The following is a 15,486-nucleotide window of genomic DNA, read 5'->3' as shown; positions in this document are numbered from 1 at the left end:
TGCCTGCTGCGCGGGGGGTCACAAAGGACGGCCGCCGCCCTACGCTACGGCCGGGCCGGCAGGGGACCGGCCCCGCTACGGGGGGCCGCACATGACACCGCTCGGCATGTTCGTCATCGTCTGCGCCGTGATCGTCCTACTGGTTCCGGTCTGGCTGATCACCACCTACAACGGACTCGTCCGGCGCCGCAACCAGGTCGACAACGCCTGGGCCCAGGTCGACGTCCAGCTCAAGCGCCGCTACGACCTGATCCCGAACCTCGTCGAGACCGTCAGGGCCTACGCCGCCCACGAGCGCGGCACCTTCGAGGCCGTGGTCCGGGCCCGCGAGGCGGCCGTCGCCGCGAGCGGTCCCGCCGACAAGGAGCGCGCCGAGGCCGTCCTGCACACCGGACTGACCGGGCTGCTCGCCCTGGCCGAGGCCTATCCGGCCCTGCGCGCGAGCGGCAACTTCGACTCCCTGCAGCGGGAGTTGGCGACCACCGAGGACCGCGCCGCGTACGCCCGGCAGTACTACAACGACGCCGTGCTGGCCTACAACACCTCCGTCGCCTCCTTCCCGACCCTGGTGGCCGCCGGGCCGCTGGGCTTCCGGGCCCGGGAGTTCTTCCGCGCCGGCGAAGGCGAAACCGGCCCGGTCCAGGTCCGGTTCTGAGTGACCTGGACCTGGTCCGTCGCGGCGGCCCTCCTCCTCACCCTCCTGCTCTGGCTGGCCGCCGCCGGCTGGGCGGTGGTCGCGCACCGGCCCGTGCCCGTGGCCGCCGACGGGCCCACCATGGAGCTGCGGGGCGAACCGCCCGCGCTGGTGGAGTTCCTGACCGGCGGCTGGGAGTCCGGCCGCGGCGCCCCGCGCGCCACGCTCCTGGACCTGGCCGCGCGCGGGTTCCTCGCCCTGGAGCAGACCGGCCCCGATCCCCGCGACACCCTCGTCCGCATCCGGCCGCCGCGGAAGGGCCCTTCCGGGGAGCCGCTCCCCCTGCTCCCCTACGAGGACCTCGTGCTGGCCCGGGTCACCGCCCTGGCCTCCGGCGGGGTGCTGCCCGCCGGCGCCCTGGCCCGGGGCACCGAGGAGGAGGACCGGGGCTGGTGGCGGGAGTTCCGCCGGGCCGTGGCCGCCGACGCCCGGTCCCGCGGACTGGCCCGGGACCGCTACCCGGCACGCCTGAAGGCCGCGCTGACCCTGGGGGCGGTGGCTCCCGCGGTCCTGGCGGCCGTCCTGTTCGTGTCCCTGACCGGGCCCGGCGGCTGGTTCATGTCCCTGGCCGTGGGCCTGGGCGCGTGGGCCTGCGGCTCGGTCCTGGTCGCCCGGCTCACCGGGGAGCGCGAGACGCCTGAGGGGACCGCAGCCTGCGCGCACTGGCTCGGCGTACGGGAATGGCTGGCCCGCGACGAGTCCTTTCCCGGGCTGCCCCCGGCGGCGGTGGCCCTGTGGGACCGCTACCTCGCCTACGCCGCCGCCACCGGTGTGGCCCGTTCCGCGCTCGCCGTGCTCCCGCTCGGCCCGCGCGACGAGCGCCGCGCCTGGTCCACGTACGGCGGCGGCTGGCACGAGGTCCGGCTGCGCTACGCCCCCGCCCCGGCCCGCACCCTGCGCCCGCCGCGGGACAGCGTGCGGCTCGCCCTGCGGCGGATCGGCTCGGCCTCGATCGTGCTGCTGCTGGTGGCCTGGTGGCACGCGCTTCAGCCGGCCGAGATCCGGCTCCCCGTCGCGAGCCTTCCGCTGCTGGTCGCCCAAGTGGTCCTGGTGACCGGCCTGCTCATGGGGTCCCGCTGGCTGTGGACCGGCCGGCGGCCCGTGATCCCGCTCGCGGCGTACGTGTACGGCGGCCTCCTCGGGTTCGTCGCCTTCACCGGGGGGCTCCAGGTCTCCGGGCAGTGGGCGGTGCCCCCGCAGGTGGCGTGGGCGCAGCTCCCTCCGGTGCTGGTCGCGGCTCCCGCGCTGCTCGGGTACCTCTTCCTCCTCGCCGCCGCCCTGCTGGACCTGTCCCGGCGGGCCTGGACCGAGGGCGAGGTGGTGCGGCTGCGCACCGGCAGGAAGGAGCTCCGCCACCTGGCGCTCGACCCGGGCGGCCGGACCGCGGTCACGGCCTGGCCCGTACGGCCCGAGCTGTACGGGGCGCTGCGCGAAGGGGCCGTCGTACGGGTGCTGCGGGGACCGGTGCTCGGGCACGTCTACGAGGTCGTGACGGTGACGCCCTCCCCGCAGGGCGAACTGTTCCCGGCGGCGGAACCGGCGGAACCTGCGGAGTCCGCCGACACGGAGGCTTCCGAGTCCTGGGAGGCCCCCGGCCTGCCCGGCCTGACCGTCCCCGCCGCCCTCTCCGCACTCCTGCGGCGGGCCGATCCGGCCGGGTTCCTCCCGGTCGCCGAGGCCGCGCGGATCCTGGACGTGCGGCTACAGGCGTCGGACACGCCGCCGGGACTCGGCATCGTCACGTACGTCGCCCCGGACGGCCGCACCGCCCTGCTGCTGCAGACCGCTTCGGGGGCCCTCGGCCGGCGGCTGCTCGCCACCCACAAGCGGGGCGCCGCCCCGGTCGACGCGGCCGGGGCCGACGCCGCGTACGCACGGGGGCGGCGGCTGGTGCTGCGGTGCGGCGATCACGTGCTGATGCTCGAACTCCCGCACGGCGCCGACCCGTCGGTGCTGCAGGCGCTCGCCGCGGCGGCGGCCCGCCGGATGGTCAGCCCTTCCCCGTGACGGGCTGGGCCGGGAGGGTGTAGACGTGCTGGGGGGTCACGATCTCGGTGATGGCCCGGCCGAACAGCGTGCTCGGCTCCTCGCCCTCGGCGGAGATGTCGGTGTTGAGCAGCACCACCAGGGTGGCCTGCGACCGCGCGTCGTAGACGGTCAGCGACTGGTAGCCGGGCAGCGAGCCGTTGTGCCCGATCCAGCCCTGGACGTTGAAGATGCCCAGCCCGTATCCGGTGCCCGGCAGGGCCGGTACGACGTCGAGGCGCTCGGCCTGGGTGGCGGGGGTGAGCAGCTCACCGGTGGCCAGCACCTTGGCCCACCGCCGCAGGTCCGTGAGGTCGGAGATCATCGCTCCGGCGGCCCAGCCCCAGGAGGGGTTCCAGTCGGCCGCGTCCTCGGTCTTCCCCGAGGCCGTCTGGTCCGTGTAGCCCTGGGCGTGCGGGGACGGGAACTCGGCGCCGGTCGGGAAGAGGGTGTTCTTCAGTCCGGCGGGCCGGATGACCTCGTCGGTGATGTAGTCGGCGAGCGTCCGCCCGCTGATCTTCTCTACGACGAGCCCGATCAGGATCAGGTTGGTGTTGCAGTAGTAGAACTTCGCGTCCGGCTCGAAGAGCACCGGGTGCTTGAAGGAGTAGGCGAGCAGTTCCTGCGGGGTGAAGGGCCGCCGGGGATCGCTGGTCAGCGCCTTGAAGAAGTCTTCGTCGGCGGAGTAGTTGAACAGTCCGCTGCGCATGCCGGCCAGCTCCCGCAGGGTGATGCGGTCGCCGTTCGGCACGCCGTCGACGTACTTGCCTATGGGGTCGTCCAGCCCGATCTTCTTCTCGTCGACCAGCTTCAGCATCGCGGTCACGGTGAAGGTCTTGGTCTCGCTGCCGATCCGCATGTTGAGGCGGTCGGTCATGGGCGCGCCGGTGGCCTTGTCGGCCACGCCGAAGGCCCGTAGGTACGTTCCCTTGCCCGGCGCCGACAGGGCCACCTGGACCCCGGGGATCTTGGCCTCCTCCATCACCTTCCGGACGGCCGCGTCCAACTGCCGTGCCACGGCGGGGGTGAGCTGCGGAAACTCGTCGGAGACGGCCGGACTGCTCGCCGCCGGGGGTGTCGGCACGTCCACGGCGTACCCGGCACCGGCCCCCAAGGGCACCATCAGGAGCCCCGCTGCGGCCGCTCCCACAGCCGCCCTGCGCAACCGTGTCGTGCTCACCCTTCCAACGTAGCCCCGGGGTGGGGGCCGGGCGACCGGTACGCCCGGAGGAAGGCGGCGACCCCGCCCGAGATCAGGCGGTCGGTCCGCTCCTGGGGGAGGGGCACGACCCCGTGGTAGGAGAGCTGCGCGATGGCGTGCGAGGTCAGCGCCATGAAGTGGGCGCCGGCCAGCATGGCGTCCCCGTGGACGTCGATCAGCCCGGCGGCGTCGAGGCCCGCCATCGCGTCCCCGAGCGCGCGGGACACCGGTCCCGGGCCGGCGTTCACCCAGGCCTCCAGCACCTCCGGCGGCACGTGCTCGGCCTCGGCGCGGATGTGGCGGATGAGCGCGAAGTGGTCGGCGTAGTCGGCCATGAGCCCGATGACCCGGTGGGAGAAGGCGATCAGGTCCCGCTCCAGGTCCTCGGGGCGGGGCGGGCGTTCGGGGTCCAGGGCGGCTTCGATCAGGGCGGTCTGGGCGTCGCGCACCTGTCCGGAGGTCCAGGTGACGACGGTGGCGAAGAGCATCGCCTTGCCGCCCGGGAAGTGGTTGTAGAGCGTGCGCGTCGAAACGCCGGCCGCGGCGGCGAGTTCGTCGACCGTGGCCCGGGTGTAGCCCTCGCGGCCGAAGACCCCGCAGGACGCGCTGGCGATGGCGGTCTGCTTCTCCAGCTTCCTGGCACTGGTACGCGCACTGGTACCGGCATCGCTACGGGCACTGCTTCCGGTGCTCACTTCGCCTCCACACTCACTCCCCAGAACTACAACGGCCGTTGCACTTTCTACAACGCTCGTTGTAGTTTACCGGAGGGACGGCCGCACCGAGCGGCCGCACCGCCGACGAGGGGACCCTGCCATGACCGCCGACACCACCGCTCCCGCTTCCGCTCCCGCTTCCGCTCCCGCTTCCGGTCCCGCTTCCGCTGCCCTCCGTGAGGACGCGCCGCTGCGCGTCGCCGTGATCATCGGCAGCGTCCGCGAAGGCCGCCAGGGCCGGGCCGTCGCCGAATGGTTCCTCGGCGCCGCCGGGGCCGTCGGCGGCCTGGAGCTCGACTGCATCGACCTCGCCGACGTCGACCTGCCGCTGGTCATGCCCGGCTGGGGCGGCTCCCCGGACCCGGCTGCGGCCGCCGCCCTCGCCCGGGTCAGCCCGCGGCTGGCCGCCGCCGAGGCCTTCGTCGTCATCACCCCCGAGTACAACCACAGCTTCCCGGCCTCGCTGAAGAACCTCATCGACTGGCACGGCGACGAGTGGCGCGCCAAGCCCGCCGGCTTCGTCTCCTACGGCGGCATCGGCGGCGGCCTGCGCGCCGTCGAGCAGCTCCGGCAGGTCTTCGCCGAGCTGCACGGCATGACCGTGCGCGACTCCGTCAGCCTGCACGGGCCCTGGTCCGGCCTCGGCCCGGACGGCCTTCCGCGCGACACCGCCGTCGCCGAGGGCGCGCTCAAGGGCATGCTCGGCCAGCTGTCCTGGTGGGGCCGCGCCCTGCGCGCCGCCCGCGCGAGCAGCCCGTACCAGGGCTGAGGGGCGGCAGGAGGATGCGTACGACCCAGGAACCGGCCAACGGGGGCGCCACCGCGACCGCCTCCCCCTCCCCGGCGGCTCCGCTCCGGCGCACCGCGGGCGTAGTCATCGTCGGCTCGGTCATGTCGGTGCTCGACATGACGATCGTCAACGTCGCCCTGCACCGCCTCTCCGAGGCCTTCCAGGCCCCCCTGGCCACCATCCAGTGGGCCGCCAGCGCCTACACGCTCGCCCTCGCCGCCGTCATCCCGGCCTCTGCCTGGGCGATGGGCCGCTTCGGCGCCAAACGCACCTACCTGGGCGCCCTCACCCTCTTCTCGCTCGGATCGCTGCTCGCCGCGTGCGCCTGGAGCGCCGGGAGCCTGATCGCCTTCCGCGCGGTGCAGGGCCTCGGCGGCGGGCTGCTCATGCCCGTCGGCATGGCCATGGTGATGCGCGCGGCGGACCCGGCCCGGCTCGGGCGGATGATGGCCCTGCTCGGGCTGCCCATCATCGTCGGCCCGGTGGCCGGTCCGGTGCTGGGCGGCTGGCTCGTCGACTCGGCGTCCTGGCAGTGGATCTTCCTGGTCAACCTGCCCGTCGGGGCGGTGGCGCTGGTCCTCGCCGCGAAGCTCCTCCGCTCCGACGCGCCGGGCGGAGCCGGTGATCCGGTCGCTCCCCGACTGGACGTACCCGGCCTGCTGATGCTCTCCCCCGGCCTGGCCCTGCTCCTCTACGGCCTGGCCCGCGGCGGCGAAGGCGGCACCTTCACCGCCCCCGCCGCCCTGCTCCCCACTCTTTCCGGCGCCGCACTCGTGGCCGCCTTCACCCGGCGGGCCCTGACGACCCGTGAGCCACTGCTCGACCTGAGCCTGCTGCGCGACCGCACCTTCCGCTCGGGAATCCTCACGCTCACCTTCTTCACCTGCGGCTACTTCGGCTCCATGCTGCTCGCACCGATGTACTGGCAGCAGGGCCGCGGCATGAGCGCCACCGCCGCCGGGCTGCTGGGCGCGCCGGCCGGCCTCACCGTGGGGCTGGTCATGCAGATCGCCTCGCGCCGCGTCGACAAGGTCTCCCCGCGCCGGCTGATCCGGACCGGAATCGCGGTGGGCGCACTGGGCATGGCCCTGACCGCCCTCCAGGCCGGCTCCCCGGAGGCGGCCCCCTGGCGCTTCGTCGCCGCATCGATCGTCATGGGCACCGGCGCCGGAATGGTCCTGATGCCCACGATGACCACCGCGAGCCGAGCCCTCCCGAAAGCCCGCCTGACGGCGGCAAGCACCCTCCTCAGCATCAACTCCCAAATAGCCGCCTCAGCAGGCACGGCCCTCCTCTCGGTCACCCTCACCAGCGCAGGCACAACCCCCACGGGCTTCCGCACCACCTACGCAATAGCAGCCACCCTCCTAGCCCTGGCCACCCTCCCCGCAACCCTCCTCCCCACCCGCCACCCCTAGGCGCGGCCACCACTCCGGCCCCTCAGCCGGTGGCAACCAGCACGGCCGCACCACCAACGAGCACCGCCGAGGATGCCGGCGACGGCCAACCAACCCCACGGGAAGGCCCGACGTCGTCACCGCCGAACTGACAGCGCCCACAAATCAGTTACGGGTAGTCAGCATGCCAATCAGCTGATCACTCTTCGTAGTGGACTGCCCTGCAGGGCAGAACTCCGACCCGACGGCAGGCGTTCCCTTCCGACAGACGCACTCCGCCTGAAGGGACACCCATGGGCAAGTTCTTAGCGGCCCGGATCACCGCCGCTCTCGCCGCCACGATCGGACTGGCCGTCCTGCCTCCCACCGAGGCCCACGCCGGCGCCATCGGCTCGACACCCGTCACCGGCTTCGACTACCAAGTCGGCGGTGTCACCATGAAGGTGCCGACGGGCTGCATGTTCACTCACATCATCCGCGGCGAAGGCAAGAAGATCACGTACCAGAACGCCGGCGTCGACTGCGGTTTCGTAGGGGCCCTGAACTCGGGCTTCTGCAACTGGCGCATCGACTTCACCTACGCGGACACCGACAACAAGACCTACCGCACGTCCCGGGGCACGACGCACACCGAGTGCGAGATCCACCCCATGCGCGACAACGCACCCCAGACACTGCCCCGCTACGGCAAGGCGTGCGCCCACATCAACGTCAACGGTGTGCGCCGGGTCAGTCAGTGCCACCACATCACGAAGTGAGCCGCACATGACCCCCAGCCCAACCCCCGCAGACCCCACCTGGGAAGCCAAACGCCACCGCGCCGGCCTGGCAGCCTTCCTCGCGGCGACGGCACTGTCCTTCGCGTTCTTCGCCTTCTGGCCGGGTCTCCCCCACGTCATCGACTGGGGCGCAATCATCACCTCGCTCGCCGCAGGCGCCCTGACCCGCTGGGCATGGCAGTCCCACCTGTCCCGAGCCCGCGCCGCCGCCCAGACCGCCCGCGGACATGAAAAAGCCCCAGGTCACGGCGAGTGAGTCCTGGGGCTAATCCGAGCCGCCTTCGGGATTCGAACCCGAGACCTACGCATTACGAGGGCACGCAAGACCATCCCATCCGATGCCGGGGATTCCCGGTTCCCCAGACCAGAGGCGCGCGATCATGATCGCCGTGGTGCGGAGCACACCACAGTGCCGCCCAATCTGCTCACGCACGCCGGCCCAGCCCCGAAGCTGCTGTCTGATGTGGCAATGCCCGAGGCCGTCGGCATCCCAGCAGGCGGATTCCGGTGCGACAGGGCTTGGCCCCATGGTGGAATCGACACGACAGCCGTACTCCGGCGGCTAGAGGCCACGGACTCGACCGTCGTCGGGACCGAGGCACCATCGTGAGGCTCGAGTGTGAAGCACCGGATCGCGCGGCTCTCCGTATCGCGTGGGCGGTGGAGCAGCGGAGAGTTCGGCGGGGACAGGGGAGGGATCGTTGAGCGGGCTGAGTTTCGTCGACGTCTGTTCGGGGGCAGGTGGACTCGCCCTGGGGCTGGAACGAGCCGGTTTCACGCCTCGGCTCCTCCTGGACAACGAAGCGACTGCCTGCGACACCCTCAAAGCCAACCGGCCGCATTGGAACGTGCTGAAAGCAGACCTTCTCGACTTCGACCCCGTGGACCACCCCGAGGTGCACGACGTCGATCTGCTGGCAGCCGGCCTCCCCAGGGTGAGGTCGAGCGCGACGGTGACCCGTCGATCGGACGTCGAGTTGCGCCTCATCGAGGCGACTGCCTACCTGGTCCACGCCGTCCAGCCACGCGCATTGATCATCGAGAACGTGCCCACCCTGGTCGAGGAGGACTCCCTGGCACCGATTCGGGACTTCCTCCGCGAAGAGCTGGAGCACCTCGGCTACGCACTGACCTGGTTCATCCTGAACGCTTCCGACTTCGGAGTGCCCCAGCACCGTCTGCAAGGCATCGTCGTGGCCGTCAAGCAGCAGTGGGCCGGCGGCTTCCGACCACCCCGACCCAGCGTCCACCAGCACGTGTCGGTCGGGGCGGCCCTCGCGCCGTCGATGCGTTCCCGCGGCTGGCCTGGCGCCGATCGATGGGCAGCCCAGGCGACGGACGTCGCACCTACCCTGGTAGGTGGATCCAAGACGCACGGCGGCCCCGACTTCGGACCGACCGGCACGAAGGCCAAGTGGCGACGGATGGGGGTCTACACGAAGTCGTTCGGAAACGAACCGCCCGGCCCCGACTTCGCATGGGATCCGTCACTCGGTGACGACGGGCTGGTACGGATCACGGTGGACCAGACTGCCCTGCTCCAAGCCTTCCCCGAGGCATGGCGGATCTCCGGACTCAAGACCGCCCGATACCGACAGATCGGGCATGCAACCCCGCCGCCGGTCGGAGAGGCGCTGGGACGGGCCGTCGCCGAAGCACTGAGCGGGGATCCGCGAGGGCCCGCGGCCGGCTAAACTTCCGCCACATGACCAGCTCGGCGCACCAGCACCCCATCCTCGACAAACCCTTTGTCCTGGACCTCTTCGCAGGCCCCGGAGGGCTGGATGTCGCTGCGCAGTCGCTCGGCCTCCCGAGTCTCGGCATCGAGTGGGACAAAAGTGCGTGCCTCACGCGATATGCGGCCGGGCTGGACACCCTTCACGCCGACGTGAGCGCGGCACGCAGGGATTCCTTCGAGTCCCTGCCGCCGGAGATCAACGTGCTGGCAGGCGGCCCTCCGTGCCAGACGTACTCGGTGGCCGGACACGGGGCCGGACGCCAGGCCCTGGAAGAGGTCAAGAAGTACATCGAGCGGCTGATGGCGGGCGAGTCCGACCATCGGATCGACGAGGACCTGAAATCCCTCCCCGATCCGCGCACCGCCTTGGTCCTCGAACCTCTCCGATACGCGATTCAGGCGACCAGGAGCCCCAACCGGGGGCACCGCCCCTACGACGTCATCGTCCTGGAGCAGGTCCCTGCGGTGGAGGCGCTCTGGAGGCACTACGCCATGGTTCTGCAGGGGATGGGACTCCCCGACGGGACCAAGTACAAGGTCGTCGTCGGCACCCTCGCGACCGAGACCTACGGAGTGCCTCAGACACGATCCCGCGCGGTGCTGATCGCTCGGCGCGAAGGGCTCGGCAAGCCCTCGCTCCCCGGTCCGACCCACTATTCCTATGAAGCGAAGGAATGGAATCGGAGGAACGGGACGAGCGCACCCGACCCGGCTGCGGATCAGGTCCATCAGCCGACTCTCGACGACGACGTCGTCGCCGCATCGAAGGGAGACGACGAGCCAGATCCCTGGAGGTCGATGCGGGATGCCATCGGGAACCCGGTGGGTTCGCATCCGGGACGTCCAAAGCCCTTCCTGGTCCGCTCGAACTACGGCAGTTCCGGGAATCCGGGACGGCGTGGCGTGCGGACCGACCAGCAGCCCGCCGCCACCGTCACCGGCCGCATCTCCCGCTTCGTAGTATTCGAGCACCTCGACGAGAAGATCGTCTACGAGGGCCCGCGGTTCAGCATGAACGAGGCCGGGATGCTTCAGACCTTCCCGCCGGACTATCCGTGGTCCGGCACGGCGCAGGCCCAGCAGGTGGGCAACGCGGTACCACCGCTGTTCGGTGCACACCTGCTGAGCGCCGCCCTGGATCTCCCCAAGCCGGACCTGGAGGCGTTGCGGAAGCCGTGGCAGCCGGCCACCGAGGAGCAGCGGGCCAAACTGCGGAGCAGCGGCTGCGGGGCCGCCGATGCCTGCACCGACAGGTGCCCGCCCCCCGAGGAGCAGGTGCCGCCTCCGTCCACCGTCCGCCCTCGTAAGGGCAAGAAGAAGGCGTCGGCGGAGTAGTCCCGAGCCCGCCCCGGGTCATTCCCCGCTCTTCCTGCCCCTGACCGGCGCGGTCTCGAACAGCTCCGCGAAGTAGCCGGTGAGCGCCGCCACGGATGCCTCCGGGGCAGGGTCCTCGTCGGGCCCGCTCGGGAGTTCGTACCGCTCGACCGGTGGCGCCGATTCCGCCTCCGCGATCCAGTCCCGCAGCCGGGCGGGGTCACGGGGGCAGTCCGGCGCGAGGATGTCGTAGATCAAGGTCGCTCCCGCCGCGTTGATCGCGACGCTGAGACCGTTCACCGCTCGCCCGCCGGAGATCTGGCCGTTCTTCAGAAGACGGACCAGGGCCTGAGCGGTGGGACGGTGATCGATCAGCTCGGTCCGGAGCACGGTGTGGATGAGGTCCTGATTTCCGCAGGCCACCTCGACCGGCTCGTAGTCCGACCCGTTCCTGAAGAGCTCGGCCGCCCACCACAGGCGCGAGAAGCACTGACGATCCGCAGGACCACGGAAGCGCTCGGCGGCGATGCGCTTCTCCGGCCTGTTCGCCGTCGGCTCCGACAAGTGCCGCCAGACCGCATAGTCCGGGGCCACCGCCAGGGCGAGGTGGTTCCACAGACGCTTGTCCGCCGCTTCTCGCCGGGTCAGGCGCAGCGTGGCATGGAGCCGTGGAGCGAGCCAGGCATCCGCACGGGTGCGATCCTCCCGGAACTCGAACATGGCGTCCTCCACCAGGCTCCGGATCGGTTCGACCCGCCACCTGGCATCGTCCTCGGGGAGCGGCTCGACGACCTTGGCAAGATCGATTCCGCCGTGAACCTGTTCGCCTTTGAGCAGCTCTTCGGTGAGGAACGGATCGACGGCAGAGGTGGTGAGCAGCCCCAGGCGCTCCGGTACGTGGTTCGGTTGGGTGATCACGTCTCACTCTCGCGGTTCATCTGTTCCAGACTGCGGATGACAAGGGCAAGCGCCTTGGCGGCATCGGCGCGGCGGACCGCCGCGTAATGGATACGCGTCTGCAGCTCCACCCAGCCCGATTCGCCCGTGCGCCGGCGGTGGACCTGCCGCAGGGCCTCCTCGACATGGACGCCTGGAATCACGTCCGGGAGCATCTCCCGCAACACCTCTCCCTGCCAGTCGACGGGGAAGACCGGCCCGCCACCGGGTTCCACCTCCAGGTCGCCGATGGCACCGTGAAACACCGCGGTCCAGACGTCGGTGGACATCTGGGCGACCAGGAGGTCGCGTACCTTGCTGTCCACACCCGAGCCATTGCTGTCCAACAGATCGATGACACCTTCGACATCGGTGTTCACGAACACGGTGGGGACTCTGGCCGAGGCGTCCACGACCCAGGGCGCATCGGCGTACGCCTGGAGCCAAGCCCGGGAGCTCCGCTTGAACGAAGCCTTCTGAACGTCGAGCTGGAGCCCTCGGACCGGCTCGTCGGAAACCGTGTCGACGATCCAGCTCCGGTCGGTCTCGGCGATCGACCGTCCACGTACTTCCTCCACCGTCCCGACGGCGTACACGGCGACGGAAGCCCGCCCCATGTGATCGTCACGGAACACCTCCAGCGAGCCGGACCAGTCCCGACCGTCCTCCGCATCGAGCGTGAGATCCACAGAGGTACGGACGTTGGTCTCGCCGTCCGTGAGCACGGCCAGGACACACAGATCCGACCAGGGCGCATCCGGCGCGTTCGCACCGGGCGGCAGCGTCGCCGATACGCCGATCCTGGCACTCACCCATTCCGTATGACCTGCGATGCCGAGCGCGACGGCCTGCTGTTGGTTCGAGTAGGACGTGGTCTCCAACTGGTCGCGTGTGCCGTCGGAGAGCTTGAGGGAAACGGAGGTCACTCTGAGCGTGATCGGCCGGTTGAGTCGCTTGTATGGGTAGAACTTCACGTGTCACTCCCCCTTTCCGGCACGAAGTTCGACAACGAGACGGGTGAGGGTGGTCCTCACCGGGTGGCTGGTGGCGTCGGTGGTTCCTCGGAACTTCGCATGCCTCGCACCAGGCGTGAAGCACAGCATCCCGTCCACCACTTCGCATCCCTCGATACCCACCAGTTCCGACCAGTCCAGCCTGGGGCGGCTCCCCGAGCGCACGTCCAGCTGGGCCACCGGCACCATCGGGGCGATCTCGTCGCCACGCGGGATGCTCACTTCGCCGGAGATCTGCCACTCCCCGGCGCCCCCGACCGTCGCGTCGAGCCCGTCCAGGACGGGAACCACGGGACCGGCGGGTGTCTTGGCCTTGGGCCTCGTCCGCACCGTCAATGCCTTGCGCAGGGCCTCACTGCCTTCGCCGCCGCTGCGCTTCGGACGTGCGACGAGTTCTCGCACCGCGTTGTTGGCCTCGGCGGCCAGCGCGTTGATCCGCCGGTACGCGGATGGCGACCACCGCAGGGTCAGCTCTTCCGTCTGCCCCCACCGGTCGTGCTCGGGAGGTTCCGCCGCACGCAGGAAGTCATCGGCCTCCTTCGAGAAGGGGGCCGTCTCTCCGGCCGCCTCCCCGACCAGCAGAACGGCCTGGAAAGGGTTGGTGCTGTTCGGAAGCCTCGGAACCACGGTCTTCTTGACGGTCATGCGATTGCCGCGCAGCGAATGCATCCGGTTCTTCGCCCCGTCCCCGTCCCCCTCGGCCTCCGTGACGAGCAGTACCGCTTGGTGGGTACCCAATGTCCCGTGGGCACCTCCGGACAACGGCAGCTTCAACGGGATGCTCCGCGCCGCCACCTGCCCGGCCTCGGTGAGACGGTCCACCGTGGTGCCCTCGTAGTGCGCCCTCAGGGCACGGGTCCGCGCGGGCTCCTCGACAGAGGGGTCCACCTGCTGCTCCGCCACGACCTCCTTGCCGTTGCGCAGGGCTCGAACAGAGACCTCCAGGAGGGGGAGCCTGCTGCCCCCGCCGGTCATCGCGGCCCAGAAGTCACGCCCCAGCGCTTCGACCAGTCGGGCGTGCATGGTGCTGATGTCACGTGTGTCCTCATCGATCTCCTCGTCGCCGATGAATCCGTCGTCGGTCTCGGAGGAGTTCGCCACGAGGCCGGCCACATCGTGCGCACCGACGATGAGGAAGGACGTGCCGGGTTCGTCGCTCTCCCGGGCCAGATACAGGTTCGCCACGGTCTCCTCGTCCGCCCACCAGGAACGGGCGACCATGGCCCCGGGCGATTCGGGATCAGGGCGCCCAAACCAGGCGGGGCCCGCGTACGACTCGCCGTCGACCTCGCGCCAGGGCAGTTCGAGGCGGCCGATGACCCGTCGTTCGGTACGTCCCTCGTGAGGCACGGAGAGAGTGGAGTTGATCAGCACGAGTCCGAGGGAGCTGGTGGCCCACAGCGTCGCCTTGCCCAGGCCGTACGATCCACCGGCGCCGGGACCGGACTTGAGGCTTTCCAGTTGGCGTCTGACGACGGCGGCGAACTTGCCGTCCGCGTAATCGTCGCCGATCAGCCCGGAAGCGTTGTAGTCGTCGACGCGCAGCAGGATCAGGCGACCCTTTTCGTACATGTCGCGCACGCCGGCATCTACGACCCGACCGACCTTCTGGTTACCGGCGATCTCCGAGACGGCGGCGTAATGCGGAAAGAGATCGTTCCAGAGGATCGCCTCACGGAATGCGTCCAGGGCATCACCGGTGAGCTCGTGCAGGGTGTATCGGACCTTGACGGGGCGACCGTTCTCCGTCAACCGTTCGTCCAGACTGTTCTGGCACGTCTCTCGCGCGAGGACCTGCACGTCGGCGTCGAAAGCGAAGGCCGCCGCGTTGCCCAGGTCCCGACCACCATCGGGATAGCCGGGTCGGTGGTACCAGGTGACCGGGAGGCCTGCCTGGGTGTCAGTGGTGCGGGTGTGCACGGTACCCACATCCGTGCCGAGCGCCCTGGCGATCTCCGTCATGACGGTCGGACGAGGAGTCGACCTGCCGGTGATCCACGCGGACACCGCGGCCCGGGTCAGGTTGAGCTCATCGGCCAAGTCGGCCTGCGTCTTCCCCGCAAGCTTGAGCTGTCGGGCCAGCCAGGGCCCGAACTCCTCACCTGTCTCCATGCACCGCCTGCTCTCTCCCGGGAGTCCCATGCCGATCGCATGGTGTGGATCCCGAGGGTAATTTGACAAGGCCGCGAGCGTCAACTGACAGTTGATCGGGGTCGATCGATCCGACGGCTTGAACTCAGTGCCCGACTTGCCCCAAATGGGAAGTATTCCCGTCTTTCACACCGCGCCCACAAGGGGACTGGCCAACTCCCCTTATCCGGACGGCAGTTCGGGTTGCGCAACCGACCGAATGCCCGATACGGTAATTGACGATGGGGATCCCATCTCGCTCGCAAACCCGAAATCAGGGAAGTCGGGCGGCCGGGGGAGAAGTGTATCCAAATTTCGACCCCGCGGCCGGAATGCACCTGTAGAGACGCGCAGAAAAAATCATTACCGATGAGGACTGGCTGCGTGAGACCTTCATCCCCTAGCTTCATGGGGGATGAAGTCGACCCGATATTTCATCTCACTTCACGGGGGACGTGTATCCAAATGCACCCCTCTGTAGCTGCAGGATACAATCAAAAAGGGGTGGATCGAATGGATGAGCAGGACAGTGATTCCCTGGACTCGCTTCGGGAGTCGAGCGCATTCGAGATGAGCGTCAAGACGGCTCGGAGCAAGGCCGAGGTTCTCGGAATCCTCCGTGCCTACGACCTCTCCGAGGACGACTTCACCGAGCGGTTCCCCGTGCTCGCGAAGGCGACCCAGGGCCTGCCGGACGTCCCGGGCGAGGCCGTCCCTCCGACCTGATTTCAGCACGTCAAGGGACTTTGAAGT

14 protein-coding genes are annotated in these 15,486 nt (G+C 70.1%); 9 read left to right on the top strand and 5 right to left on the bottom strand.

The genetic code is table 11. The annotated features are described in order from the left end of the window. The first annotated feature begins 91 nt into the window (after nt 1-91). Nucleotides 92-655 (top strand): LemA family protein, encoded by a 564-nt coding sequence (locus NLX94_RS26440; RefSeq protein WP_254385598.1) that lies wholly within the window; start codon nt 92-94, stop codon nt 653-655. Further along, on the top strand, nt 656-2,701 hold the full coding sequence (locus tag NLX94_RS39085) for a DUF2207 domain-containing protein (protein ID WP_308402536.1): 2,046 nt from the start codon (nt 656-658) through the stop codon (nt 2,699-2,701). Here NLX94_RS39085 and NLX94_RS26430 read toward each other — a convergent pair. Both NLX94_RS26430 and NLX94_RS26425 read right to left on the bottom strand, forming a co-directional pair. Beyond that, complete coding sequence (locus NLX94_RS26430) at nt 2,685-3,842, bottom strand: serine hydrolase (RefSeq protein ID WP_254385684.1); 1,158 nt, start codon at nt 3,840-3,842, stop codon at nt 2,685-2,687. The two genes, NLX94_RS39085 and NLX94_RS26430, sit on opposite strands and share 17 nt — an antisense overlap. A 53-nt stretch (nt 3,843-3,895) precedes the next feature. Then, a complete protein-coding gene (locus NLX94_RS26425; RefSeq protein WP_254385597.1) occupies nt 3,896-4,615 on the bottom strand; it encodes a TetR/AcrR family transcriptional regulator in 720 nt (239 codons plus the stop codon). Between the two features lie 121 nt (nt 4,616-4,736). Between NLX94_RS26425 and NLX94_RS26420 the strand changes: the two genes are divergently transcribed. The 6 genes from NLX94_RS26420 (at nt 4,737) to NLX94_RS26395 (ending at nt 10,675) form a co-directional block, all read left to right on the top strand. Next, a complete protein-coding gene (locus NLX94_RS26420) occupies nt 4,737-5,405 on the top strand; it encodes an NADPH-dependent FMN reductase (protein ID WP_254385596.1) in 669 nt (222 codons plus the stop codon). Nucleotides 5,406-5,419: 14 nt separating this feature from the next. Next, nucleotides 5,420-6,844, top strand: a complete 1,425-nt coding sequence (locus NLX94_RS26415) for a DHA2 family efflux MFS transporter permease subunit (protein ID WP_254385595.1) — start codon at nt 5,420-5,422, stop codon at nt 6,842-6,844. Between the two features lie 272 nt (nt 6,845-7,116). Further along, nucleotides 7,117-7,581 carry a hypothetical protein gene (locus NLX94_RS26410; protein ID WP_254385594.1) on the top strand — a complete coding sequence of 155 codons (465 nt, stop codon included), beginning with the start codon at nt 7,117-7,119 and terminating at the stop codon, nt 7,579-7,581. A gap of 7 nt (nt 7,582-7,588) precedes the next feature. After that, nucleotides 7,589-7,858, top strand: a complete 270-nt coding sequence (locus NLX94_RS26405) for a hypothetical protein (RefSeq protein WP_254385593.1) — start codon at nt 7,589-7,591, stop codon at nt 7,856-7,858. Nucleotides 7,859-8,303: 445 nt separating this feature from the next. Continuing rightward, a complete protein-coding gene (locus NLX94_RS26400; RefSeq protein ID WP_254385592.1) occupies nt 8,304-9,296 on the top strand; it encodes a DNA cytosine methyltransferase in 993 nt (330 codons plus the stop codon). A gap of 11 nt (nt 9,297-9,307) precedes the next feature. Continuing rightward, entirely contained in the window at nt 9,308-10,675 is a 1,368-nt protein-coding gene (locus NLX94_RS26395) for a DNA cytosine methyltransferase (RefSeq protein ID WP_254385591.1), read from the top strand. Between the two features lie 18 nt (nt 10,676-10,693). On the opposite strand, the gene NLX94_RS26390 is transcribed toward NLX94_RS26395, so the two are convergent. Genes NLX94_RS26390 through NLX94_RS26380 form a run of 3 tightly spaced genes read right to left on the bottom strand, consistent with a single transcriptional unit; the run spans nt 10,694 to nt 14,715 of the window. Further along, nucleotides 10,694-11,572 (bottom strand): DUF6339 family protein, encoded by an 879-nt coding sequence (locus NLX94_RS26390; RefSeq protein WP_254385590.1) that lies wholly within the window; start codon nt 11,570-11,572, stop codon nt 10,694-10,696. Next, a complete protein-coding gene (locus NLX94_RS26385) occupies nt 11,569-12,564 on the bottom strand; it encodes a hypothetical protein (protein WP_254385589.1) in 996 nt (331 codons plus the stop codon). Before NLX94_RS26385 ends, NLX94_RS26390 begins: the two co-directional genes overlap by 4 nt. Before the next feature lie 3 nt (nt 12,565-12,567). Continuing rightward, nucleotides 12,568-14,715 (bottom strand): helix-turn-helix transcriptional regulator, encoded by a 2,148-nt coding sequence (locus NLX94_RS26380; protein ID WP_254385588.1) that lies wholly within the window; start codon nt 14,713-14,715, stop codon nt 12,568-12,570. 531 nt (nt 14,716-15,246) lie between these two features. On the opposite strand from NLX94_RS26380, the gene NLX94_RS26375 reads away from it, so the two are divergent. Further along, nucleotides 15,247-15,459 carry a hypothetical protein gene (locus NLX94_RS26375; RefSeq protein WP_254385587.1) on the top strand — a complete coding sequence of 71 codons (213 nt, stop codon included), beginning with the start codon at nt 15,247-15,249 and terminating at the stop codon, nt 15,457-15,459. The last annotated feature ends 27 nt before the right edge of the window (nt 15,460-15,486 follow it).

The sequence above is a fragment of the Streptomyces sp. TBY4 genome (assembly GCF_024213195.1).
Lineage (GTDB): Bacteria > Actinomycetota > Actinomycetes > Streptomycetales > Streptomycetaceae > Streptomyces.
This window is presented reverse-complemented; position numbering and strand designations above follow the sequence as displayed.

Coding starts and splice junctions, on each gene's coding strand:
- NLX94_RS26440 (WP_254385598.1), top strand. CDS start 92: ATGACACCGCTCGGCATGTTCGTCATCGTCTGCGCCGTGATCGTCCTA.
- NLX94_RS26430 (WP_254385684.1), bottom strand. CDS start 3,842: ATGGTGCCCTTGGGGGCCGGTGCCGGGTACGCCGTGGACGTGCCGACA.
- NLX94_RS26420 (WP_254385596.1), top strand. CDS start 4,737: ATGACCGCCGACACCACCGCTCCCGCTTCCGCTCCCGCTTCCGCTCCC.
- NLX94_RS26415 (WP_254385595.1), top strand. CDS start 5,420: ATGCGTACGACCCAGGAACCGGCCAACGGGGGCGCCACCGCGACCGCC.
- NLX94_RS26410 (WP_254385594.1), top strand. CDS start 7,117: ATGGGCAAGTTCTTAGCGGCCCGGATCACCGCCGCTCTCGCCGCCACG.
- NLX94_RS26405 (WP_254385593.1), top strand. CDS start 7,589: ATGACCCCCAGCCCAACCCCCGCAGACCCCACCTGGGAAGCCAAACGC.
- NLX94_RS26395 (WP_254385591.1), top strand. CDS start 9,308: ATGACCAGCTCGGCGCACCAGCACCCCATCCTCGACAAACCCTTTGTC.
- NLX94_RS26380 (WP_254385588.1), bottom strand. CDS start 14,715: ATGGAGACAGGTGAGGAGTTCGGGCCCTGGCTGGCCCGACAGCTCAAG.
- NLX94_RS26375 (WP_254385587.1), top strand. CDS start 15,247: ATGGATGAGCAGGACAGTGATTCCCTGGACTCGCTTCGGGAGTCGAGC.